The following is a 21333-nucleotide window of genomic DNA, read 5'->3' as shown; positions in this document are numbered from 1 at the left end:
CCGCCGGTCAAATCCAATGTCTGCAAGAGCGATCGCGGCACGGAACCGCGATACCTCCGAGTGGATTGTCCTAAAAGAGCATTTAGCTCAAAGAGCGCGTTTCTCTCTTCGGTAGACACGTTAGCGTGTATGTATTCAAGTCTCGGAAGATCTGGAACATCCGGGATAGGCAGCCGCGACATCAGTTATCTCCACGTCTATCACCCCTGCAACGCCCTCACCCTTAGATCCCCCTCCAGCCGGTCCCGCATCGCCAGCGCCGCCGCCCGCGCGCCGGCGGCCGTGGTGTAGTACGGGATCTTCCCCGATAGCGTCAGGGACCGGATCGCGCGGCTGTCGCTGATCGACTGGGCGCCTTCCGTGGTGTTGAAGACGATCTGCACGCCGCCGTCCTTCATCGTGTCGACGATGTGCGGGCGGCCCTCGTACACCTTGTTGACGCGGGTCACGGGAATGTCGTTCTCGCTCAGGAACTTCGCGGTGCCCGCCGTCGCCAGCACCTTGAAGCCGAGGGCGTGCAGGATGCCGGCGGCCTCGAGCAGGACGTCGGTCTTGTCGGCGTCCTTGACGGACACGAAGAGCGTGCCCTTCTCGGGCAGCGACGTCCCGGCCCCCATCTGCGCCTTGAGGAAGGCGCGCGGGAAGGTGCGGTCCCAGCCCATCACCTCGCCGGTCGAGCGCATCTCCGGGCCGAGCAGGGTGTCGACGCCGGGGAAGCGGTTGAAGGGCATCACCGCCTCCTTGACCGAGAACCACGGCATGTCCGGGTCGGCGAGGGTGAGCGGGTCGGCGTAGGGCAGCGTGTCGTCCGGGCCGGCGCCGGCGGGATACGGCGGACGCAGGGGGAAGTTCGAGAGCGGCTCGCCGGCCATGACCCGGGCGGCGATGGCGGCGATCGAGCTGTCGGTGGCCTTGGCCACGAAGGGCACCGTGCGGCTGGCGCGCGGGTTGACCTCGAGCACGTAGATGTCGCCGTCCTGGATGGCGAACTGCACGTTCATCAGGCCGACGACGCCGAGGGCCAGCGCCATGGACTCGGTCTGGCGCTTCAGCTCGGCGATCGTCACGTCATCGAGCGACCACGGCGGAAGCGAGCAGGCGCTGTCGCCGGAGTGGACGCCGGCTTCCTCGATATGCTCCATGACGCCCGCGACGTGGACGGACGAGCCGTCGCAGATGGCGTCGACGTCGACCTCGATGGCGTTCGAGAGATAGCTGTCGAGCAGCACGGGTGTGTCGCCGGAGACCTGCACGGCGCTGGTGATGTAGCGCTGGAGCTGGGCGTCGTCGCGGACGATCTCCATGGCGCGGCCGCCGAGCACGTAGCTCGGGCGGATGACGAGGGGATAGCCGATCTCCTTCGCCACCGCCATCGCCTGCGCGGGAGAGCGGGCGATGCCGTTCCGCGGCTGCCGCAGCTCGAGGCGGTGCAGCAGCGCCTGGAACCGCTCCCGGTCCTCGGCAAGGTCGATGGCGTCGGGCGTGGTGCCGAGGATCGGGATGCCGGCGTCGTGCAGGGCGTTGGCGAGCTTCAGCGGCGTCTGCCCGCCGAACTGGACGATGACGCCGTGCAGCGTGCCGTTCTCCTGCTCGACGCGCAGGATCTCGAGGACGTGCTCGAGGGTCAGCGGCTCGAAGTACAGGCGATCGGAGGTGTCGTAGTCGGTGGAGACCGTCTCCGGGTTGCAGTTGACCATGATGGTCTCGTAGCCGGCCTTGGTCAGCGCGAAACAGGCGTGGCAGCAGCAGTAGTCGAACTCGATGCCCTGGCCGATGCGGTTGGGGCCGCCGCCGAGGATCACCACCTTGCGGTTCGCGGTCGGGCGGGCCTCGCATTCGACCGAGCCCATCGCCTCGACCTCATAGGTCGAGTACATGTAGGGCGTCTGGGCCTCGAACTCGGCGCCGCAGGTGTCGATGCGCTTGAAGACGGCGCGCACGCCGTGGCGCTGGCGTTCGGCACGGACGGAGGACTCGGTGCGCGCGGTGAGCGTCGCGAGGCGGGCGTCGGAAAAGCCCAGCATCTTCAGCCGGCGCAGGCCGTGCGGTTCGCGCGGCAGACCGTCGCGGATCAGGCGCGCTTCCTCGTCGATGATCTCGCGGATGCGCGCGAGGAACCACGGATCGTAGCGGGTGACGGCGTGGATCTCGTCGTCGCTGAGGCCGTGACGCATGGCCTGGGCGGCGAGGCGCAGGCGGTCGGGGGTCTGCGCGCTGAGCGCCCGGATGATCGTCGCCTTGGCGTCGGGGCCGTCCGCACCGGGGATCTCGATGTCGTCGAAGCCGGTGAGGCCGGTCTCGAGGCTGCAGAGCGCCTTCTGCACCGACTCGTGGAAGGTCCGGCCGATCGCCATCGCCTCGCCGACGGACTTCATCGCGGTCGTCAGCAGCGGCTCGGCGCCGGGGAACTTCTCGAAGGCGAAGCGGGGGATCTTGGTGACGACGTAGTCGATGGTCGGCTCGAAGCTCGCGGGCGTCACCTGGGTGATGTCGTTGTCGAGCTCGTCGAGCGTGTAGCCGACCGCGAGCTTCGCCGCGATCTTGGCGATGGGAAAGCCGGTGGCCTTCGACGCCAGCGCCGAGGAGCGCGAGACGCGCGGGTTCATCTCGATGACGATGAGCCGGCCGGTCTCGGGATGGACGGCGAACTGCACGTTGGAGCCGCCGGTCTCGACGCCGATCTCGCGCAGCACCGCGATCGAGGCGTTGCGCATGACCTGATATTCCTTGTCGGTCAGCGTCAGGGCGGGCGCCACGGTGATGGAGTCGCCGGTGTGGACGCCCATCGGGTCGATGTTCTCGATCGAGCAGACGATGATGCAGTTGTCCGCCTTGTCGCGGACCACCTCCATCTCGTACTCCTTCCAGCCGAGCAGGCTCTCGTCGATGAGGATCTGGCTGACCGGCGAGGCGTCGAGGCCGGTCTTGCAGATGCGCTCGTAGTCCTCGCGGTTGTAGGCAACGCCGCCGCCGGTGCCGCCCATGGTGAAGGCCGGGCGGATGATGGCCGGCAGGCCGACGTACTCGATCGCCTCCATCGCCTCGGCCATGGTGGTGACGATGGTCGCCTTGGGGTTTTCGAGGCCGATGCGGTCCATCGCCTCGCGGAAGAGCTTGCGGTCCTCGGCCATCTCGATCGCCGCGCGCTTGGCGCCGATCAGCTCGACGCCGAACTTGTCGAGGACGCCGAGGTCGGCGAGCGCGAGCGCGGTGTTGAGGCCGGTCTGCCCGCCCATCGTCGGCAGCAGCGCGTCCGGGCGCTCCTTCTCGATGATCTTCGCGACGACCTCGGGGGTGATCGGCTCGACATAGGTGGCGTCGGCCATCTCCGGGTCGGTCATGATCGTCGCCGGGTTGGAGTTGACGAGGATGACGCGATAGCCCTCCTCGCGCAGCGCCTTGCAGGCCTGGGCGCCGGAATAGTCGAACTCGCAGGCCTGGCCGATGACGATGGGGCCCGCGCCGATGATCATGATCGAGCGGATGTCGGTTCTCTTCGGCATTTTGTGGCCTTGCGCGATCTGGCCGGTCCCCGGTGGGCACGGCGGAGTTGGATTCGTCCGGGCGGGCAAATTGCGCTGGGTTATAGAGGGGCGTTGCGGGAGCGCAACCCTGCGCGGGGAAAGGCCGGGGAATTGTGCTGCCGCCTGCAATATGCAGGATCGCTGCGGCAGACCCCTCTCGAGGAGCGATGAAAGCGTGGGCAGTCGGGACATAACCGTGGATCTCGATCGGCCGGAGGCGATGTTCGCACCACCGCCGGAGGATCCGATGGCGCCGGGCTTCGGCCGGTCGACCGGGATCGAGCGGCTGCTGGCGCAGGTGAGCGCCCTGCCTCCGGCCAAAGGCGCGCTGATCGTGCGGATGCCCCGGCCCGAGGCCGGCGCCGCCGAGCGGCTGGCCACGGGGCTCCGGCGCTATGTGGACGTGCGGGTGCGCGACGTCGAGCTCAGGCGGATGGCGCTGCGGCGCGAGGGACTGCAGACGCTGGGGCTGGCGCTGGTCATGGTCCTGGTGTGTGTCGTGCTGTCGGTCCTGCTGGATCGGGTCTTGCCCAGCGACGGGCTGACGCACCGGCTGTTGAGCGACGGCGTGGTGATCGTGGGATGGGTGGCGCTGTGGCGGCCCGTCGACATGCTGGTTTTCGAGACGTGGCTGCTGCGGCGCGAGAAGCGCATCCTGCGGCGGCTGGCGGATTTGCCGGTGCGGGTCGAGGCGGCACCCGTCTGAGAGGGGCGGGGCCCGGCCGCGGGCGTCACAGGATGAGGGTGTGCGCCGCGATGTCGCCGGTGTGCACGCGAAAGTCGGCGGCGCCGTCGCCGTCGAGATCGCCGGCCAGCCAGCCGGCGCGCAGGGTCAGCTCGCCCGCATGGCCGCTGAATCCGAAGGCGCCGAGATCGTGGAACGCCTGGTTGCCGGCGCGGGTCAGGTCGGCGTCGATGGCCGCGAGGTTCACCCGGTCGCCGGCGCCGAGGTCGAGGATGCGGTCGCCGTCGGCCTCGGCGGCCGAGCGGAACACGAAGGTGTCGGCGCCACCGCCGCCGAGCAGGCGGTCGCGGCCGGCACCGCCGTCGAGCCGGTCGGACGCGAGGCCCCCGGCGAGGAAGTCGGCCCCCATCCGCCGCTCAGGGTGTCGTTGTCGCTGCCGCCCATCAGGCTGTCCGAACCGGCGCCGCCGAGGAGCGTGTCGGCACCCCCCATCGCGGCGAGGTGGTCGGCGCCATCGCTGCCGACGAGGCGGTCGTCACCCGAGAGCGTGTAGGCAAGCAGGCGGTCGTTGTCGCCGGTGGCGACGATCGACAGGATCGTGCGGGCCGAGCGCTCGACGCCGGTGATCTCGAAGACCGCCGCGCCCGCGAGCGTCTGGGCAAGGGCGGTGACGGTGCCATGCACCCCGAACCTGCCGTCCCCGATCGTGCCGGTCAGCGTGGTCACGAGGTCGCCGCCGTCGATGACGATGCGGCCGGTGGCCGTGACCGGGGCGGCGTCAGGCAGGACGTGGTCCATGTCGAGCGGACGAAAGGCGCGAAGGACGGCCATGGCGCTTCCCCGAAGAGCGAGTGCGCCAATTGGCGCGCAACATCGGGCCGCGGGCAATGATTCCGGTTCGTCAAGGTTTACGGGTCGGACCCCGGCAGGTCGCCCCGCCGGCTGCGACTTTGGTTGCCTTGCGGGCGAGCCCCGCGGCGGTATCGTCCCGGGACCAAAAAACAACGCGGGGGAAATGCCATGGCAGGTTGGCGGAGGGGTGCGGTCGGGCTGGTGCTGGTCGCCGCGCTCGCGGGGAGCGGCGGCGTCGCGAACGCGCACGGGCCATCGCGGCAGAAGGCGAGCGAGGAGGCGACGCTCGGGGCCAGCGTCGCCGACGTCTGGGCGGTGGTCGGCAACTTCGCCGACATGGGCTGGTATCCCGGGGTGACGAAGACCGAGGCGGCCGCCGACGGCAAGACCCGCACGGTGAGCTTTGGCGAGGTGACGGTGCCCGAGGAGCTGGGCAAGTTCGACGCCGAAAAGCACACGATCGCGTTTCGCCGGACGCATGACGACGTGAAGCTGATCCCGGTGACGAACTTCGCCAACACGATCGTGCTGAGCGACGAGGGCGGCAAGGCGCATGTGAAGTGGACGGCGGCGTTCTATCGCGGCGATCCGAACGGCAATCCGCCGCCGGAGATGAACGACGAGGCGGCGCTGGCGGCGGCCAAGGCGTTCATCGACACCGGCCTCGGCGCGCTCGAGACGCGGTTCGGGGCGGGCGGATGAAGCTCGCCGCCCTGCTGCTGGCCGCGAGCGCGGGGGCGGCCGGGGCGGCGGACCTGGCGGCGATCACCTCGCAGGGGGCGGGGGCGCTGACCCTGCTCGATCCCGCGACGGGCGAGACCGCCGCGACCGTCGTGCTGCCGGGCAAGCCGGCGGCGGTGGCGGTCGATGCCGCGCGCGGGCGGATTCTGGCGGTGGCGGTCGGGACCGCGCGGCTGCACGTCTTCGACTTCGCCGGCAAGGAACTCCGGCAGGTGGCGCTCGACGGCGCGCCGTTCGGCGTGGCGGTCGATCCGGCGAGCGGGCTTGCCTACGTCTCGGACTGGCAGGTGCCGCGGGCCTTCGAGGTCGATCCCGCGAGCGGCACGGTGCGACGCGTGATTCCGGTCGGGCCGACGCCGTCGGGGATCGCCATCGCGGACGGGATCATGGTGACGGCGGATCGGGACGCGAACGCGCTCAGCCTCGTCGATCTCGCGACCGGGACCACCCGCACGGTGGCGGTGGGCGAGCACCCGTTCGGCGTGACGCTGCGGCAGGGGCGGGCGTACACGGCGGACGTTCTGGCCAATACGGTGTCGGTGGTCGATCTGGCCGCGGGCGAGGTGGTCGGGACGATCCCGACCGGCGAGCGCCCGTATGCGGTGGCCTTCGCCGGCGGCGAGGGGTTCGTCAGCGACCAGTACGGCTCGACGGTGACGGTGTTCGACGCCGGCAGCCTCGCCGTCACCGACACGATCGCGGTCGGCGACTATCCCGAGGGCATCGCCGCCACCTCCGACGGCCGGTCGCTGGTGCTGGCGAACTGGTTCTCCGACACGGTGATGGTGATCGACGCGGCCACCCACGCGGTGGTGCGCGAGATCCCGGTGCCGGAGGGACCGCGGGCGTTCGGGGCGTTCGTCGCGGCGCGGCCCTGACGTCAGGCCAGCCGCAGCATGATCGCGCCCGCGACGATCAGCGCGGCGGCGGCGACGCGGGCGGGGCCGACGCGCTCGCCCAGGAACAGCGCGGCGATGGCGAGACCGAAGAGGATCGAGGTCTCGCGCAGCGCAGCGACCATGGCGACCGGCGCGCGAGTCATCGCCCAGAGCGCGATGCCATAGGAGCCGAGGTTGCCGAGGCCGCCGACGAAGCCGCGCCAGAGGTTGACGCGGGCATAGGCGAGGAAGGCGCCGCCGCGGGTGGCCAGCGCCCAGAGCGTGACCGGGATCGCGAGCACGAAAATCCAGAGGGCGTAGGCGACGGGCGCGCCGGAGGCCCGGACGCCGGCGGCGTCGACCAGCGTATAGCAGGCGATCACCGCGGCGTTGGCCAGCGCGTAGAGCGTGCCGCGACGGCTGGCGGGCACGCCGCCGCCGAGCGCGAAGGCCATGGCGAAGACCCCGACCGAGACCAGGCCGACGCCGATCCAGCCGGCGGCGGGCAGGTGCTGGTCGAGGAACAGCGCGCCGGCCAGTGCGACGAGCGTCGGGGCGAGCCCGCGCATCAGCGGATAGGCCCGGCTCATGTCGGTGGCGCGGTAGGCGGCGGCGACGAGGGCGAAATAGAGCGTCTGGAGCGCGGGCGAGAGCGCGAGATACGGCCAGCTCGCCCGTGCCGGCTGCGGCAGGAACGGCAGGACGACGACCGCGATCGCGGCGGACGCGGCGGCGATCAGCGCGGTGGAGAGCAGCTTGTCGCTGCCGCCCTTGACGATGGCATTCCAGCTCGCGTGCAGTGCGGCGCCGCAGAGCACGGCGGCAAAGACTAGCGCGGACATGGCGCGGACATGCGGACCCTCGGGGGCGTGCGGCACGCCCGGTGTTGCGCCGCGGGCACGCCTCTGTCAACCGGCGCAGGTGGCCGTGACCTCGCCTTACGAAAGAGGGTAGGATCGCGCTTTCTCCTTTGGAAGGAAGAGCCGATGACTTTCAATCCAACGCTCGACCGGGCGAACAAGCCGCTTCTCCGGGCGCTGGCGGCAAACTGGTGGCTGATCCTGCTGCGCGGTATCGCCGGGGTGATCTTCGGGTTGCTCGCGTTCATGTGGCCGGGGATCACCGCCCTGTCGCTCACGTTCCTCTGGGGCGGCTATGCGCTGATCGACGGCGTTGCCTCGCTCTGGGCGGCGATCACCGGCGGTGGCGCGGGCTCGCGCGGCTGGCTGCTGCTCGTCGGACTGCTCGGCATCGCGGCGGGCATCTTCGCCTTCGTCTGGCCGGTGGGCACGGCGGGCGTGCTGCTGCTCTTCATCGCGGCGTGGGCGATCGCGACCGGCATCCTGCAGATCTGGGGCGCGATCCGCCTGCGCAAGGAGATCGAGGGCGAGTGGCTGCTGATCGTGAGCGGCGTCATCTCGATCCTGTTCGGCCTCGTGCTGGTGATGCAGCCGCTGGCCGGCGCGCTGGCGGTGGTCTGGATGATCGCGATCTTTGCGATCATCTTCGGGATCGACCACATCCTGCTCGCGTTCAAGCTGCGTTCCTACAAGGCCTGAGCCGGAACAGGCTGTTTCCAGGACGGGGCCTTTCGCAAGGCTGGCCCCGTCCCGATGTTCGGTCCAGCAACGATCCACCGCACGGGAGGAGAGACCATGGACCTCGAACTGACCGGCCTGCACCACGTCACCGCGATCACCGCCGACGCGCCCGGCAACCGCCGGTTCTACACCGACACGCTGGGCCTGCGGCTGGTGAAGAAGACGGTGAACCAGGACGACACCAGCGCCTATCACCTGTTCTACGCCGACGGCCTGGCCTCGCCGGGCACCGACCTGACGTTCTTCGACTGGCCGGTGGCCCGCGAGCGGCGCGGCACGCATTCGATCTCGCGGACCGGCCTCCGGGTCGCCGGCGAGGCGAGCCTCGGCTGGTGGCGCGAGCGGCTCGCGGCGCAGGGGCTCTCCGTCGGCGAGATCGCCACGGTCGATGGGCGGGCGACGCTCGACTTCGAGGACCCGGAGGGCCAGCGGCTGCGCCTGACCGACGACGGCGGCCTGGGCGCGGCACACGCCTGGGGGCGCAGCCCGGTGCCGGCGGCGCACCAGAATCCGCGGGCTCGGGCCGGTGACGATTTCCGTGCCGAAGCTGGCGCCGACGGCGGCGCTGCTCACCCGGGTGCTCGGGATGGCCGAGCTGCGGGCCTATGCCTCGCCGGACGGCGTGGGCGAGGTGCGGGTCTTCGGCATGGGCGCGGGCGGGCAGGCTGAGGCGGGACCGGCATCGGAGCTGCACGTCGCGGTGCAGCCGGGATTGCCGGTGGCGCGGCAGGGCGCGGGCGCGGTGCATCACGTCGCCTTCCGCACCCCGAGCGTCGAGCGGATGCACGACTGGACGCGGCACCTCGCCTCGGCCGGGGTGGCAACCAGCGGCGAGGTCGAGCGCTACTACTTCCGCTCGCTCTACTTCCGCGAGCCGGGCGGCACTCTCTTCGAGATTGCGACAGACGGGCCGGGCTTTGCCGTCGACGAGCCGCTGGAGACGCTGGGCGAGCGGCTGTCGCTGCCGCCGTTCCTCGAGGGGCGCCGGGCGTCGATCGAGGCGGGGCTCCAGCCGATCGACTGACGCCGCCGCGCACGGCGGCCGTCGCGGGTCAGGACACCGGGGCGGCCCGCTGGGCGGCGGTGACGGCGATGAGCGCATGGACGTCCTCGGCGGTGCAGCCGCGGGACAGGTCGTTCGCGGGGCGGGCCAAGCCCTGCAGGATCGGGCCGATCGCCAGCGCCCCGCCGATGCGCTGGGCGATCTTGTAGCCGATGTTGCCGGCCTCGAGGTTGGGGAAGACAAGCACGTTCGCCTCGCCGCGGGTAGCAGACCCCGGGGCCTTGCTGGCATTGACCAGCGGGACGAAGGCGGCGTCGAACTGCAGCTCGCCGTCGATCGCGAGGCCCGGGCGGCGGGCGCGAACGAGGTCGGTGGCGGCGCGGACCTTGTCGACGCGGGCGTGCGCCGCGCTGCCCATGGTCGAGAACGAGAGCATGGCGATGCGCGGCGCCTCGTCGAGCAGGGTGGCGCAGGAGTCCGCGGCGGCGGGCGGCGCGGGCGGCGGCATGGAGCCGGTCGAGGGGCTTCATCAGTGGCCTCCGTGGCCGAGCAGCTCCAGGCCGCCGAGGATGAACACCGCGAGGAACAGCGTCTCGGCGACGACGAGGGCGATCGCGGTCACGCCGACCTCGCGGATCGAGCGCATCGACGTCTTCATGCCGACCGCGGCGATGCCGAGGACGAGGGCCCAGCGCGACGCGTCGACCATGAAGGCGGCAGCGGGCGCGGGAACGAGGCCGACGGAGTTCGCGATGGCGAGCAGGATGAAGCCGACGACGAAGCCCGGCAGCAGCGGCGGGCGGGCCTCGCCGACGCCCTCGCCCGGGACCCAGTGGCGGATGGAGAGCGAATAGACGAGGACGACGGGAGCGAGGAGGGTGACGCGGAAGAGCTTCACCAGCGTTGCGGCCTCGCCGGCGGTGTCGGAGACCGAGAAGCCGGCGCCGACCACCTGGGCGACATCGTGGATGGTGGCGCCGAGGAAGATGCCGGTCGCCTTGTCGTCGAAGCCGAGCGCGGCGCAGATGATCGGATAGGCGACCATGGCGGTGGTGGAGAGCAGCATCACCGAGATCACCGTGAAGATGAGGTTGCGCTCGGAGTGCTCGTTGCGGGGCAGGACGGCGGCGATCGCCATCGCGGCGGAGGCGCCGCAGATCGCGACGGCGCCGCCGGTCAGCAGCGCGATGCGCCAACCCCGGCCGAGGACACGGGCGGTGAGGAGCGCAAAGCCGATGGTGGCCGCGACGGCGAGGACCACGAGCGCGATGGTGTCGAGCCCGACGCCGAGCAGCAGCTCGAAGCTCATCCGGGCGCCGAGGAGCGCGACGCCGAGACGCAGGACCGTCTTGCCGGTGAAGGCGATGCCGGGGACGGCGGCACCTTCCTCGGAGAGGAACTGGAAGGCGATGCCGAGGAGGAGCGCGAGGAGCAGCGTCGGGGCGCCGTAGTGATCCGACAGGAACTGTGCGGCCAGCGCGATCACGCCGCAGGCGAGGACGCCGGGAGCGAGCCTGCGCACCGTCCCGCCGAGGCGGCGGACGCGGCTGTCCGGGAGGGAGGTGGCATGTGTCATCGGGCATCCTCGGGGCTTTTGGGGTCTGGTCTAGCGATGAAACGTGAGGGGTGAGTGTTCGCGGGTGGAGAAGAACGCCGGCCTGCCGTGGGTCGGGACGCTGACGCCGGACGGATTTGTGCCCTGCCGCAGAAATCTGCCCCCCGACGGCCTCCGCACGTCCCATGCTACAGCCGTTGGCGCGGCGAAAGCAGTGTTTCGCTTGTCGCGCCTGTGACTCGCACGCGCAGGCGCACGCTTCGGTCGATTGGCGCAGGACCGGCAGGGGGAGAAGGCGCCGGCCCGGCGCCTCCGGGATCAGGGCTCACGCGACGAGCTGCGGCCGCATGTCCTCCTTGCGGACGCCGGCGACGGCGACCGGCTTCTTCATCGCGTCGCGGCGGAACGGCTCGCCCAGCTCCTGATTGAGCACCACCTCGACGAACGTTGTCACGCCGTCCTGCATCTGCTCGCGCACGGCGGTGCGCAGAACGTCGGTCAGCTCGTCCATGGTGTGCGCCTGCACGCCCTTCAGGATGCGAACCGTCGTCTCCGAGGGCATCTTTCACATCGACCGGCGCCGCGGGCTGCGGGCGCAGGTGCGCGAGTCGGTGGTGGCGGGCGTGCTCGGCGGACGGATCCTGCCGGGCGCGCGCCTGCCCTCGACGCGCAAGCTGGCGGGCTATCTCGGGATTTCGCGCCTGACCGTCTCGCTCGCCTGTCAGGAACTCGTGTCGCAGGGCTATCTCGAGGCCTCCGAGCGCAGCGGCTATCGCATCGCCGAGGCGACGCCGGTGGCGCGGCTGCGGCGCGCGAGGACGACGGCGGCGGGGCCGCCGGCGGCATCGACTGGGGCCGGCGGCTCGGCCGGTTCTCGATCGCCAAGCGGATCCGAAAGCCGCTCGACTGGCGGAGCTATCCGTACCCCTTCCTCTACGGCCAGACCGACATGACGCTGTTCGACCTCGCCGCCTGGCGGGACTGCACGCGCCGGGCGCTGTCGCGGGCCGACTTCAGCGTCACCGCGGGCGACTATGCCGCGGCCGACGACCCGGACCTCGTGCAGCACATCTCGGCCCGATCGCTGCCACGGCACGGGATCGAGGCACGGCCGGAGGAGATCCTGGTGACGGTGGGCGCGCAGAACGCGCTGTGGATCGCCAGCCAGCTGCTGCTCGGGCCGGGGCGGCGGGTGGCGTTCGAGGAGCCGGGGCACCCGGACATCCACGCCTCGCTGACGCTCACCGGCGCGGAGGTGGTCCCGGTGGAGGTCGACGCCGACGGCCTGCCGCCCGAGCGGCTGCCGGAGCGGCTCGACGCGGTGTTCGTCACCCCGAGCCACCATTCGCCGACGGCGGTGCGGATGCCGGTCGAGCGGCGGCGACGGCTGCTCGAACTGGCGGCGGAGCGGGATTTCCTGATCGTCGAGGACGACTACGAATTCGAGATGAGCTATCTCGAGCCGCCGGCGCCGGCGCTGCGCTCGCTCAACGGGTCGGGACGGGTGCTCTACGTCGGCAGCTTCTCGAAGTCGCTGTTTCCCGGCCTCCGGCTCGGCTATCTCGTCGGCCCGCCGGAGCTCATCCGCGAGGCGCGGGCGCTGATCCTGCAGCATCCGCCCGGGCAGTTGCAGCGGACGGCCGCGACGTTCCTCGCGCTCGGGCACTACGACGCGCTGATCCGGCGGATGCGCGAGGAGTACGCCGGGCGCTACGAGCGGATGGCGAAGGCACTCGGCGACGGCGGCTTTCGCATCGCCGGTCAGGCGACCTTCGGCGGCACCGGCTTCTGGATCGACGGCGGCGCCGGGCTCGACGCGGACGCCTTCGCCGACCGGCTGCGCGGCGAGGGGGTGCCGATCGAGTCGGGCGCGCCGTTCTTCGCGGCAAGCGACGGGCCCTGCCGGTTCTTCCGCATGGCGTTCTCGTCGATCGCGCGCGAGCGCATCGCCGAGGGCATCGACAAGGTGACGGCGGGGCTGGACGACGCCCGAGCCTGATCCCGTCCCGTCAGGCGCGCGCACCGGCGCCGTGACAGACCGGGCAGTCGGCGCGCGGGCGGGTGCGGATGCGACGGACCTCGGCATCGAGCGCGTCATAGAGCAGCAATGCGGAGCGCAGCGGGCGTCCGGCGCCGGTCAGCGCCTTCACCGCCTCGAGCGCCATCATCGAGCCCATGACCCCCGGAAGCGCGCCGATGACGCCGGCGAGCGCGCAGGGCGGCGTCAGGCCGGGGTCGGGCGGCTCGGGAAAGACGCAGGCATAGCACGGCCCGCCGCCCTGCGGATGCCAGAGGGCGATCTGGCCTTCCCAGCGGCTCATGGCCGCGGCGACGAGCGGCCGGCCCGCGGCCACGCAGGCGGCGTTGAGCAGGTAGCGGGTCGGGAAGTTGTCGCTGCCATCGAGCACCAGGTCGGCGGCGGGAACCGAATCCGCCGCCGCCGCAGGGTCGAGCCGCAGGACGCGCGGCAAGAGCGTCACGTGCGGGTTCAGCGCCGCCAGCCGCTCGGCCGCGACCTCGGCCTTTGGCCGGCCGACGTCGGCGGTGGTGAAGATCGGCTGGCGCTGCAGGTTGGAGAGCGCGACGGCGTCGTCGTCCACCACCGTGATCCGCCCCACCCCGGCGGCGGCGAGGTAGAGCAGCGCGGGCGCCCCGAGGCCGCCGGCGCCCACCACCAGCACCCGGGCCCGCGCGAGCGCCTGCTGTCCCGGGCCGCCGATCTCCGGCAGGACGATGTGGCGGGCGTAGCGCTCCAGCTCCTCGAGCGAGAGCGCCATCAGCCGGTTCCGGTCGAACCGAAGCCGCCTGTCCCCCGCGCGCTGTCGCCGAGGCCGTCCGCCTCGACCCAGGTCAGGCGGGTGACGGGGGCGAGCACGCCCTGGGCGATGCGCATGCCGTGGGTCAGCGTCACCGGCCCGGCGCCGAGGTTGATGACGATGATGCCGATCTCGCCGCGATAGTCGCTGTCGATCGTGCCGGGGCTGTTCACCAGCGCGAGTCCGTGGCGCAGCGCGAGGCCGGAGCGCGGCCGGACCTGCAGCTCGTGGCCGGGGGGGATCTCGACCGCGAGCCCGGTGGGGATCAGCGCCCGCGCGCCCGGCGCCAGCGTCATCCCGTCGGCACGGTCCTGCGGCGGCAGGCTCGCGTAGAAGTCGAACCCGGCGGCTCCGGCCGTGGCGTAGGCCGGCAGCGGCAGCGCAGGGTCGTGCGAGGGGAGGCGCAGGACCCGGACGGGAACTGCGGCCGGGACGCTGGCGGCCGGGGCGCTGGCGGCTGGAGCCGGCCCGGTGCCGCGCGTCATGCCAGCGCCCCGGCGATGCGGTCGGCCAGCGCCTCGGCCGTGGCGTCCTTCGACAGGCGCGGCCAGGGCTCGGCGCCGTCGGCGGTGACGAGGATCGCGGCGTTTTCCGTGCCGCCCATGATGCCGGTCTCGGGCCGCACGTCGTTCGCCACGATCCAGTCGGCCCCCTTGCGCAGCCGCTTTGCCGTGGCGTTCGCCACCACGTCGTCGGTCTCGGCCGCGAACCCCACGACGAGGCCGGGGCGTCCCTCGGTGCGGCGCGCGATGGTCCGCAGGATGTCCGGATTCTCGCGCAGCGCCAGCGCCAGGGGCGTGCCCGACCCGTCCTTCTTCAGCTTCGAGGCGCCCGCCCCCTCGACGTACCAGTCGGCGACGGCGGCGGCGAAGACCGCGGCGTCGGCGGGGAGCGCGCTCTCGACCGCATCGAGCATCTGCCGCGCGGTCTCGACCTCCACCACCGTCGCGCCGGCCGGCCGCGGCGCCTCGGCCGGGCCGGTGACGAAGGTGACGCGGGCGCCGCGGCGGACCAGCGCGGCGGCGATGGCGCTGCCCTGCCGGCCGGAGGAGCGGTTGGCGATGTAGCGCACCGGGTCGATCGGCTCGTGCGTCGGCCCGGAGGTCACGACGACGTGCCGGCCGGCCAGCGACCCGGGCACGGCGGGCGCGAGGGCGGCGGCGATCGCCGCGACGATCTCCGCCGGCTCGGCCATGCGGCCGGGGCCGAACTCGCCGCAAGCCATGGCGCCCTCGTTCGGCCCGACCGACAGCACGCCGTCGGCGGCCAGCGCCGCGACGTTGCGCTGCACCACCGGGTGCAGCCACATCCGCACGTTCATCGCCGGCGCGAGCAGCACCCGCTTGTCGGTGGCGAGGAGCAGGGTCGAGGCGAGGTCGTCGGCGAGGCCGCCCGCCATCTTGCCGATGAGATCGGCGGTGGCGGGCGCCACCACCACCAGATCGGCGCTGCGCGACAGCTCGATGTGACCCATCTCGGCCTCGCGCGTCAGGTCGAAGAGCGCGTCGTGCACCGCCTCGCCCGCCAGCGCCGAGACGCTGAGCGGGGTGACGAACTCGGCGCCGCCGCGGGTCAGTACCGGCACCACGGCCGCCCCCGCCTTCGTCAGCAGGCGGATGAGCTCGAGGCTCTTGTAGGCGGCGATGCCGCCACCGATGACGAGAAGGATCCGGCGACCCGCCAGCATGTGCCAAAGCTCCCCTGCGCGCCGCCGGAGACTAGCCCGCCCGGGGCGCGGGCCGCAACCCGCCGGCCCGGGGCCGGCGGTCCTGCCGGGCGGCAACCGTCGCGGGGGGGCGGCGGCGATTGCCCGCCCTGTCGCTCGCGGTCTTGACAGGCGGCGTCGGCCGGCGCACCGGGAGGCGCCATTCCCGGAGGATTGCCATGCCAGACGATCGCCTCATCGTGGGCCTCGACCTGCCCGACGCCGAGAGCGCCGCCACGCTGGTGGACCGGCTGGGACCGGCGGTCGGCTTCTACAAGATCGGCCTCGGGATGCTCGCGACCGGCGGGCTCGACCTCGCGGCGCGGCTGAAGCACGAGGGCCGGCGGGTGTTCCTCGACATGAAGCTGTTCGACATCGGCGCCACGGTGACGGCGGCGACGAAGGGGCTGGTCGGGCGCATCGGCCCGGACTTCCTGACCGTGCAGGGCGACCCGCACGTGGTCCGCGCCGCCGTCGCGGGCCGGGGCACGGCGCCGACGCGGATCCTCGCGATCACGGTGCTCACCTCGCTCGACCGGGGCGACCTCGACGACGGCCTGATGGTCGCGGGCGCGGTCGAGGCGCTGGTGATCGAGCGGGCGCGCCGGGCGTTCGCCGCCGGGGCCGACGGGGTGGTGGCCTCGCCGCACGAGGCGGCGGCGATCCGGGCCCTGCCCGAGGCGGCCGGCAAGGTGATCGTCACCCCGGGCGTCCGTCCCGCCGGCGCCGAGGCCGGCGACCAGAAGCGCATCGCGACGCCCGCCGCGGCGCTGCGCGCGGGCGCCGACCACCTCGTCATCGGCCGGCCGGTCTGGGCCGCCGCCGACCCGGTTGCCGCCGCCCGGGCGATCCTGTCCGAGATCGCCGCCGCCGGAGCCTGAGCTTTGGACGGCCTGAGCTTTGGACGGCCTGAGTTTCAGGCCCGCCGCGAAGGAGCTTGCGCTCCGGGCGCAGGATGGCTGGCCGGCGCCGGCGCGCTATTCTCCCCTGTCCTCAAGGAGCGAAAGGGCCGCCCGTGCAGAGTCTCCCCTACCTCGTGTCCGCGGTCGGCCTCGGCGTGATCGTGGCCTACCAGCCGCTGATGAACGCCATGATCGCCCGGGCGATCGGCAGCTCGTTCGGCGCGGCGCTGATCTCGATCCTCGTCACGCTCGCGGGCATCGTGCTCGTCACCGCCGTCGCCGGGCGCGGCGAGATCTCGCGCGCGACGCTCGGCCCGCTGCCGTGGTGGGTGTTCCTGAGCGGCTTCATCGGCACCGCCTTCGTCGCCGGCGGCGCGCTGATCGCGCCGGTGACGGGCTCGCTCGTCTTCGTCATGTGCATCGTCGCGGGCCAGCTGGTCGGCGCCACGCTGGCCGACCACCTCGGGCTCTTCGGGATCGCGGTGCGCGAAGTGACGCCGCTGCGCCTCGTCGGGCTCGCGCTCGTCGCCTCGGGCGCCGTCATCGCGCTGCGCAACTGATCGCGGACTCTTTCACACCCGCGTTTTTGACCTTCACCTCAGGGTTCTATAGGGTGGCGCTTCGTCGGTCGGGACCAAAATCGTGCTCCTCTGGATTTTCAGGTTTTTCGGGTTTCTGTTCAGCTGGTTGGCCATCGGCGCCATCATGGCGCTCGGCGTGTTGGCCGCCGTGTTCCAGATCTATGGCCGCGACCTGCCCGACTACCAGCAGCTCGCCACCTACGAGCCCGCCACGCTCAGCCGGATCTACACCGGCGAGGGGCAGCTCATGGACGAGTTCGCCCGCGAGCGGCGGATCTTCACGCCGATCGACGAGATCCCGGACCAGATCAAGCAGGCCTTCATCTCGGCCGAGGACAAGAACTTCTACAACCACCACGGCTTCGACCCCCGGGGGATCATCGCCGCGGTCTATGACGCGGCGCTGCACGGCGGCCGGCTGCGCGGCGCCTCGACGATCACCCAGCAGGTGATGAAGAACTTCCTGCTGACGGGCGAGCGCTCCGGCGAGCGCAAGATCAAGGAAATCATCCTCGCGACGCGGCTGGAGAACACGCTCTCGAAGGACGAGATCCTCCAGCTCTATCTCAACGAGATCTTCCTCGGGCAGAACGCCTATGGCGTCACCGCCGCGGCGCAGACCTATTTCGCCAAGTCGCTGGACCAGCTCACCCTGGCCGAGACCGCCTATCTCGCCGCCCTGCCGAAGGAGCCGAGCAACCTGCATCCGGTGCGCGACAAGGCCGAGGCGATCGACCGGCGCAACTACGTGCTGACGCAGATGGCGGCGAACGGCTACGTGTCGCGCGACGAGGCCGAGGCGGCGAAGAAGGAAGACCTCGTCACCGTCCAGTCCGGCGCCATCGTCTCGTCGCGCAGCGAGATGCCGCCGCGCGACTATTTCACCGAGGAGATCCGCCGGCAGCTGTCAGCGAAGTTCGGGGACGACGAGCTGTTCACCGGCGGCCTGTCGATTCGGGCGACGGTGGACCCGAAGCTGCAGGCGGTGGCGGCACAGGCGCTGCGGGACGGGCTCGAGGCCTATGACCGGGGGCTGAAGGTCTATCGCGGCCCTGTGGCCGAGATTGATCCCGCGAGTTTCGACCCGGCGGACGAGGCGAGCTGGCGCAAGGCGCTCTCGACTGCCGCGGTGCCGCGCGACATCACCGACTGGCACCCGGCGGTGATCCTCTCGCTCGGCGAGAAGTCGGCGCGGATCGGCATCGAAGGCGTCCCCGCATCGCCAGAAGGCGACTTCCTGCCGTTCTCGGATGCCGCCTGGGCGCGGGTCCGGGCGAACGACAGCGGCCGGCTGCGGTCGCCCAGCGGGCCCTCCGACCTGTGGAAGGTCGGCGATGTGGTGTTCGTCAAGGCGATCGACAAGGACGGCGGCTTCGACCACTGGAGCTATCGCCAGATCCCGGCGATCCAGGGGGCGTTCATGGCGATGGACACCCAGACCGGGCGCGTCCTCGCGATGCAGGGCGGCTTCTCCTACCAGTCGAGCGTGTTCAACCGCGCGACCCAGGCGCTGCGCCAGCCCGGCTCGTCGTTCAAGCCGTTCGTCTACGCCGCCGCCCTCGACCAGGGCTATTCGCCGGCCACGATCGTGCTCGACGCGCCGATCGAGGTGGCGACGGCGGCAGGCATCTGGACGCCGGAAAACTCGGGCGGCACCTACTACGGCCCGACGCCGCTCCGTACCGGCATCGAGCAGTCGCGCAACCTGATGACCGTGCGCATCGCGCAGGACGTCGGCATGGACACGGTGGCGAAGTACGGCGAGCGCTTCGGCATCTACGACAACATGCCCCACCTGCTCAGCTACTCGCTCGGGGCGGGCGAGACCACGCTCTACAAGATGGTGGCGGCCTACGCGATGCTGGCGAACGGCGGCCTCCGGGTCGAGCCGACGCTGGTCGACCGGGTGCAGGACCGCTACGGCAAGACGATCTACCGCCACGACCAGCGCGACTGCGAGGAGTGCGTCGCCGACGCCGCGGCCGACGCGCCCGACCCGATGATCCATTCGAACGCCGAGCGGGTGATGGACGCGATCACCGCCTATCAGGTCACCTCGATGCTGCAGGGCGCGGTCAGCCGCGGCACCTCGGCCGCGTCGGTCGGCAAGCTCAAGCTGAACCTCGCGGGCAAGACCGGCACCACCAACGAGGCCAAGGACGTCTGGTACGTCGGCTACAGCCCGCGGATCGTCGCCGGCTGCTACATGGGCTACGACAACCCCCGGCCGCTCGGCGAGACCGCGTTCGGCGGCACGCTCTGCGCGCCGATCTTCGTCGACTTCATCAAGCAGGCGATGGCGGGCCAGGGGCCGGTGACGTTCCCGGTGCCGCCGGGCGGGCATTTCATCAAGATCAACCGACACACCGGCCAGCGGCTGCCTGACGACGCCTCCGGCGACGAGGTGCAGGCCGAGTATATCCGCGACGGCCAGGACCTGATGGTCGGCGCCTATGGCACGACCGTGGACGGCGGCTGGAAGATGGGCTCGGACGTGCCGCTGTTCGACGACGTGCGCAACTCGCCGGCGATCGAGCGGGTGACGGTCCGGGGCGAGAGCCGCGCCCTGCCGTCGAAGCCGTCGCTCGGCTCGATGTCGAGCGGCGGGCTGTACTGAGCGAGCGCGCGGAGGGCTTGCCGCGCCGGCTCAGCCCTTGAAGTGCAGCACGCAGATCAGCGTGAAGAGCCGTCGCGCCGTGGCGAGGTCTGTCGCGACCTTGCCGGAGAGCCGTTCGAGCAGCAGCCGGCTGCCCTCGTCGTGGATGCCGCGCCGGCCGGCGTCGATGGCCTCGATCTGCGCCGGGGGCAGGCGCTTCACCGCATCGAAATAGCTCTCGCAGATCCGGAAGTAGTCCTTCACCACCTGATTGAGCGGCGCGAGCGACAGCTCGACCTCGCCCGCCGGGGCGCCGGCCTCGGTCAGGACGCCGAAGACCAGCCGCCGCTCGCGGATGCCGAGGCGGAGGCGATAGGGGCCGGGCGGCACCGTGTCGCCGGGCAGGCCGAAGCGGTTTCCCTCGAGCAGGTCGAAGATCGCCACGCGGCGCTCCTGCTCCACTTCAGGCGTCGGCGCGGGCAGGCCGGTCTCGTCGAGCGTCACCTCGACCAGCCGGTCGGTCGACGGCTCGGCGGTCATCGGCCTGGCTCCGCGTTCAGCCGCTGCAACCGGGCCGTGACGGACAACCCGTGCGCTTCGAGCCCTTCCGAGGCCGCGAGGCAGGCGGCGGCAGGCCCGAGCGCGCGCAGCGCCTCGGGCGTCAGGCGGGCGATGGTGGTGCGCTTCAGGAAGTCGAGGACCGACAGCCCGGAGGAGAACCGGGCCGAGCGGGCGGTCGGCAGGACGTGGTTCGGGCCGCCCACGTAGTCGCCGATCGCCTCGGGGGTCAGCGCGCCGATGAAGATCGCCCCCGCGTGTCGGACGCGCGCCGCCAGCGCCTCGGCATCGGCGGTGCAGATCTCCAGGTGCTCCGGCGCGAGGCGGTCGGCGATCGCCACCGCCTCGTCCCAGTCGGCGACGGTGATGATCGCCCCGAAGTCGCGCCAGCTCGCACCGGCGATCTCGCGCCGGGCCAAGGTCTCGAGACGGGCCTCGACGGCGGCGGCGACCCGCCGGCCGAAGCCGGCATCGTCGGTGACGAGGATCGACTGCGCCGCGCTGTCGTGCTCGGCCTGCGCCAGCAGATCGAGGGCGAGCCAGTCGGGATCGTTGTCGGCGTCGGCGATCACCAGCACCTCGCTGGGGCCGGCGATCATGTCGATGCCGACCCGGCCGAAGACCCGGCGCTTCGCCGCGGCGACCCAGGCGTTGCCGGGCCCGGTGATCTTGTCGACCGGGGCGATCGTCGCGGTGCCGTGGGCAAGCGCCGCGATCGCCTGCGCCCCGCCGATGCGCCAGACCCGGCCGACCCCGGCGAGGCGCGCGGCGAGCAGCACCAGCGGGTTCACCTCGCCACGCGGGGTGGGGGCGCAGATCTCGATGCGCGGGACGCCGGCCACCCGGGCGGGAATGGCGTTCATCAGCACCGACGACGGGTAGGAGGCGAGCCCGCCCGGGACGTAGAGGCCGGCGGCGGAGACCGGGGTGAAGCGCCAGCCGAGCTCGGCGCCGGTCGCGTCGGTCCAGCGGGCATCGGCCGGGCGCTGGCGTTCGTGGTAGGCGTGGATGCGCGCCGCCGCCAGCTCGAGCGCGGCGCGCTCGGTCGCGGGAACGGTGGCGATGGCCGCGTCGATCTCGGCCTCGGAGAAGGCCAGCGTCTCCGGGGTCAGCTCCAGCCGGTCGAAGCGGGCGGTCAGCTCGATCACCGCCGCGTCGCCCCGCTCCGCGACGTCGGCGATGATCCGGGCCACGTCGGCGTCGACGTCGGCATCGGACTCGCGCTTCTGCGCGAGCAGCGCGGCGAAGCGGGCGGCGAAGTCGGGATCGCTGGTGGCGAGGTGCTGGGGCATCGCGGATCTCCTCGGCGGCGAGCCATAGCCGCTCGCGGCCGCCC

General features: G+C 71.9%; 21 protein-coding genes and 3 pseudogenes. 11 read left to right on the top strand and 13 right to left on the bottom strand.

Translation table 11 applies throughout. The features are described from left to right. Positions 1–200: 200 nt before the first annotated feature. A complete protein-coding gene (gene carB, locus QM699_RS18140; protein ID WP_415012410.1) occupies positions 201–3503 on the bottom strand; it encodes a carbamoyl-phosphate synthase large subunit in 3303 nt (1100 codons plus the stop codon). 217 nt (positions 3504–3720) lie between these two features. Between carB and QM699_RS18135 the strand changes: the two genes are divergently transcribed. Next, positions 3721–4230, top strand: coding sequence for a hypothetical protein (locus QM699_RS18135; RefSeq protein WP_415012409.1), 510 nt, complete (start codon positions 3721–3723; stop codon positions 4228–4230). Positions 4231–4255: 25 nt separating this feature from the next. Here QM699_RS18135 and QM699_RS18130 read toward each other — a convergent pair whose 3' ends face one another. The 3 genes and pseudogenes from QM699_RS18130 to QM699_RS18120 form a co-directional block, all read right to left on the bottom strand. Further along, positions 4256–4519 (bottom strand): hypothetical protein, encoded by a 264-nt coding sequence (locus QM699_RS18130; RefSeq protein WP_415012831.1) that lies wholly within the window; start codon positions 4517–4519, stop codon positions 4256–4258. A 45-nt stretch (positions 4520–4564) separates the two neighbouring features. Next, positions 4565–4618: pseudogene (locus QM699_RS18125) on the bottom strand (hypothetical protein); the annotation flags it as partial. 5 nt (positions 4619–4623) lie between these two features. Next, positions 4624–5007, bottom strand: a pseudogene (locus QM699_RS18120) (calcium-binding protein); the annotation flags it as partial. A 222-nt stretch (positions 5008–5229) separates the two neighbouring features. Here QM699_RS18120 and QM699_RS18115 point away from each other — a divergent pair. Together QM699_RS18115 and QM699_RS18110 are read left to right on the top strand one after the other, a co-directional pair. Continuing rightward, complete coding sequence (locus QM699_RS18115) at positions 5230–5763, top strand: SRPBCC family protein (protein WP_415012408.1); 534 nt, start codon at positions 5230–5232, stop codon at positions 5761–5763. Beyond that, positions 5760–6680, top strand: coding sequence for a YncE family protein (locus QM699_RS18110; protein WP_415012407.1), 921 nt, complete (start codon positions 5760–5762; stop codon positions 6678–6680). The genes QM699_RS18115 and QM699_RS18110 overlap by 4 nt, the downstream gene beginning before the upstream one ends. A 2-nt stretch (positions 6681–6682) precedes the next feature. Here QM699_RS18110 and QM699_RS18105 read toward each other — a convergent pair whose 3' ends face one another. Next, the gene (locus tag QM699_RS18105) at positions 6683–7522 is read right to left on the bottom strand and encodes an EamA family transporter (RefSeq protein ID WP_415012406.1); all 840 of its coding nucleotides are present in this window, start codon (positions 7520–7522) and stop codon (positions 6683–6685) included. A gap of 144 nt (positions 7523–7666) precedes the next feature. Between QM699_RS18105 and QM699_RS18100 the strand changes: the two genes are divergently transcribed. From QM699_RS18100 to QM699_RS18090, 3 genes are all read left to right on the top strand, one after another. Then, on the top strand, positions 7667–8239 hold the full coding sequence (locus tag QM699_RS18100) for an HdeD family acid-resistance protein (RefSeq protein ID WP_415012405.1): 573 nt from the start codon (positions 7667–7669) through the stop codon (positions 8237–8239). A gap of 96 nt (positions 8240–8335) precedes the next feature. Continuing rightward, positions 8336–8950, top strand: coding sequence for a VOC family protein (locus QM699_RS18095; protein WP_415012404.1), 615 nt, complete (start codon positions 8336–8338; stop codon positions 8948–8950). After that, entirely contained in the window at positions 8859–9305 is a 447-nt protein-coding gene (locus tag QM699_RS18090) for a VOC family protein (RefSeq protein ID WP_415012802.1), read from the top strand. Before QM699_RS18095 ends, QM699_RS18090 begins: the two co-directional genes overlap by 92 nt. Before the next feature lie 28 nt (positions 9306–9333). Here the strand turns inward: QM699_RS18090 and QM699_RS18085 are convergent, their stop codons facing one another. From QM699_RS18085 to QM699_RS18075, 3 genes and pseudogenes are all read right to left on the bottom strand, one after another. After that, a complete protein-coding gene (locus QM699_RS18085) occupies positions 9334–9792 on the bottom strand; it encodes a phosphate acyltransferase (protein WP_415012403.1) in 459 nt (152 codons plus the stop codon). Positions 9793–9813: 21 nt separating this feature from the next. Beyond that, entirely contained in the window at positions 9814–10860 is a 1047-nt protein-coding gene (locus tag QM699_RS18080) for a YeiH family protein (protein WP_415012402.1), read from the bottom strand. Positions 10861–11164: 304 nt separating this feature from the next. Then, a pseudogene (locus tag QM699_RS18075) lies at positions 11165–11374 on the bottom strand (sulfoacetaldehyde acetyltransferase); the annotation flags it as partial. A gap of 79 nt (positions 11375–11453) precedes the next feature. On the opposite strand from QM699_RS18075, the gene QM699_RS18070 reads away from it, so the two are divergent. Beyond that, positions 11454–11792 carry a GntR family transcriptional regulator gene (locus tag QM699_RS18070; RefSeq protein WP_415012401.1) on the top strand — a complete coding sequence of 113 codons (339 nt, stop codon included), beginning with the start codon at positions 11454–11456 and terminating at the stop codon, positions 11790–11792. After that, positions 11789–12838 carry a PLP-dependent aminotransferase family protein gene (locus QM699_RS18065; RefSeq protein WP_415012400.1) on the top strand — a complete coding sequence of 350 codons (1050 nt, stop codon included), beginning with the start codon at positions 11789–11791 and terminating at the stop codon, positions 12836–12838. Before QM699_RS18070 ends, QM699_RS18065 begins: the two co-directional genes overlap by 4 nt. 10 nt (positions 12839–12848) lie before the next feature. Here QM699_RS18065 and QM699_RS18060 read toward each other — a convergent pair whose 3' ends face one another. From QM699_RS18060 to coaBC, 3 genes are read right to left on the bottom strand one after another with little or no spacing between them, the layout of a single operon-like run. Beyond that, on the bottom strand, positions 12849–13616 hold the full coding sequence (locus QM699_RS18060) for a HesA/MoeB/ThiF family protein (protein ID WP_415012399.1): 768 nt from the start codon (positions 13614–13616) through the stop codon (positions 12849–12851). After that, complete coding sequence (dut, locus tag QM699_RS18055; RefSeq protein WP_415012398.1) at positions 13616–14140, bottom strand: dUTP diphosphatase; 525 nt, start codon at positions 14138–14140, stop codon at positions 13616–13618. The genes QM699_RS18060 and dut overlap by 1 nt, the downstream gene beginning before the upstream one ends. Then, complete coding sequence (coaBC, locus tag QM699_RS18050) at positions 14137–15342, bottom strand: bifunctional phosphopantothenoylcysteine decarboxylase/phosphopantothenate--cysteine ligase CoaBC (protein WP_415012397.1); 1206 nt, start codon at positions 15340–15342, stop codon at positions 14137–14139. The genes dut and coaBC overlap by 4 nt, the downstream gene beginning before the upstream one ends. Before the next feature lie 197 nt (positions 15343–15539). On the opposite strand from coaBC, the gene pyrF reads away from it, so the two are divergent. The 3 genes from pyrF to QM699_RS18035 all read left to right on the top strand — a co-directional run bounded on the left by pyrF (position 15540) and on the right by QM699_RS18035 (position 19460). Beyond that, positions 15540–16241: an orotidine-5'-phosphate decarboxylase gene (pyrF, locus tag QM699_RS18045; protein WP_415012396.1), complete on the top strand. Its 702-nt coding sequence runs from the start codon at positions 15540–15542 to the stop codon at positions 16239–16241. Positions 16242–16375: 134 nt separating this feature from the next. After that, positions 16376–16822 carry a DMT family transporter gene (locus tag QM699_RS18040; RefSeq protein ID WP_415012395.1) on the top strand — a complete coding sequence of 149 codons (447 nt, stop codon included), beginning with the start codon at positions 16376–16378 and terminating at the stop codon, positions 16820–16822. Between the two features lie 82 nt (positions 16823–16904). Next, complete coding sequence (locus tag QM699_RS18035; protein WP_415012394.1) at positions 16905–19460, top strand: penicillin-binding protein 1A; 2556 nt, start codon at positions 16905–16907, stop codon at positions 19458–19460. Between the two features lie 30 nt (positions 19461–19490). Here the strand turns inward: QM699_RS18035 and QM699_RS18030 are convergent, their stop codons facing one another. Further along, the gene (locus tag QM699_RS18030) at positions 19491–19979 is read right to left on the bottom strand and encodes a UPF0262 family protein (RefSeq protein ID WP_415012393.1); all 489 of its coding nucleotides are present in this window, start codon (positions 19977–19979) and stop codon (positions 19491–19493) included. Beyond that, a complete protein-coding gene (gene hisD, locus QM699_RS18025) occupies positions 19976–21289 on the bottom strand; it encodes a histidinol dehydrogenase (protein ID WP_415012392.1) in 1314 nt (437 codons plus the stop codon). The genes QM699_RS18030 and hisD overlap by 4 nt, the downstream gene beginning before the upstream one ends. Positions 21290–21333 lie beyond the last annotated feature (44 nt).

This window comes from Amaricoccus sp., assembly GCF_047602525.1.
In the GTDB taxonomy this organism is placed as follows: domain Bacteria; phylum Pseudomonadota; class Alphaproteobacteria; order Rhodobacterales; family Rhodobacteraceae; genus Amaricoccus.
This window is presented reverse-complemented; position numbering and strand designations above follow the sequence as displayed.

Coding starts and splice junctions, on each gene's coding strand:
- carB (WP_415012410.1), bottom strand. CDS start 3,503: ATGCCGAAGAGAACCGACATCCGCTCGATCATGATCATCGGCGCGGGC.
- QM699_RS18115 (WP_415012408.1), top strand. CDS start 5,230: ATGGCAGGTTGGCGGAGGGGTGCGGTCGGGCTGGTGCTGGTCGCCGCG.
- QM699_RS18110 (WP_415012407.1), top strand. CDS start 5,760: ATGAAGCTCGCCGCCCTGCTGCTGGCCGCGAGCGCGGGGGCGGCCGGG.
- QM699_RS18105 (WP_415012406.1), bottom strand. CDS start 7,522: ATGTCCGCGCTAGTCTTTGCCGCCGTGCTCTGCGGCGCCGCACTGCAC.
- QM699_RS18100 (WP_415012405.1), top strand. CDS start 7,667: ATGACTTTCAATCCAACGCTCGACCGGGCGAACAAGCCGCTTCTCCGG.
- QM699_RS18095 (WP_415012404.1), top strand. CDS start 8,336: ATGGACCTCGAACTGACCGGCCTGCACCACGTCACCGCGATCACCGCC.
- QM699_RS18085 (WP_415012403.1), bottom strand. CDS start 9,792: ATGCCGCCGCCCGCGCCGCCCGCCGCCGCGGACTCCTGCGCCACCCTG.
- QM699_RS18080 (WP_415012402.1), bottom strand. CDS start 10,860: ATGACACATGCCACCTCCCTCCCGGACAGCCGCGTCCGCCGCCTCGGC.
- QM699_RS18065 (WP_415012400.1), top strand. CDS start 11,789: ATGACGCTGTTCGACCTCGCCGCCTGGCGGGACTGCACGCGCCGGGCG.
- QM699_RS18060 (WP_415012399.1), bottom strand. CDS start 13,616: ATGGCGCTCTCGCTCGAGGAGCTGGAGCGCTACGCCCGCCACATCGTC.
- dut (WP_415012398.1), bottom strand. CDS start 14,140: ATGACGCGCGGCACCGGGCCGGCTCCAGCCGCCAGCGCCCCGGCCGCC.
- coaBC (WP_415012397.1), bottom strand. CDS start 15,342: ATGCTGGCGGGTCGCCGGATCCTTCTCGTCATCGGTGGCGGCATCGCC.
- pyrF (WP_415012396.1), top strand. CDS start 15,540: ATGCCAGACGATCGCCTCATCGTGGGCCTCGACCTGCCCGACGCCGAG.
- QM699_RS18030 (WP_415012393.1), bottom strand. CDS start 19,979: ATGACCGCCGAGCCGTCGACCGACCGGCTGGTCGAGGTGACGCTCGAC.
- hisD (WP_415012392.1), bottom strand. CDS start 21,289: ATGCCCCAGCACCTCGCCACCAGCGATCCCGACTTCGCCGCCCGCTTC.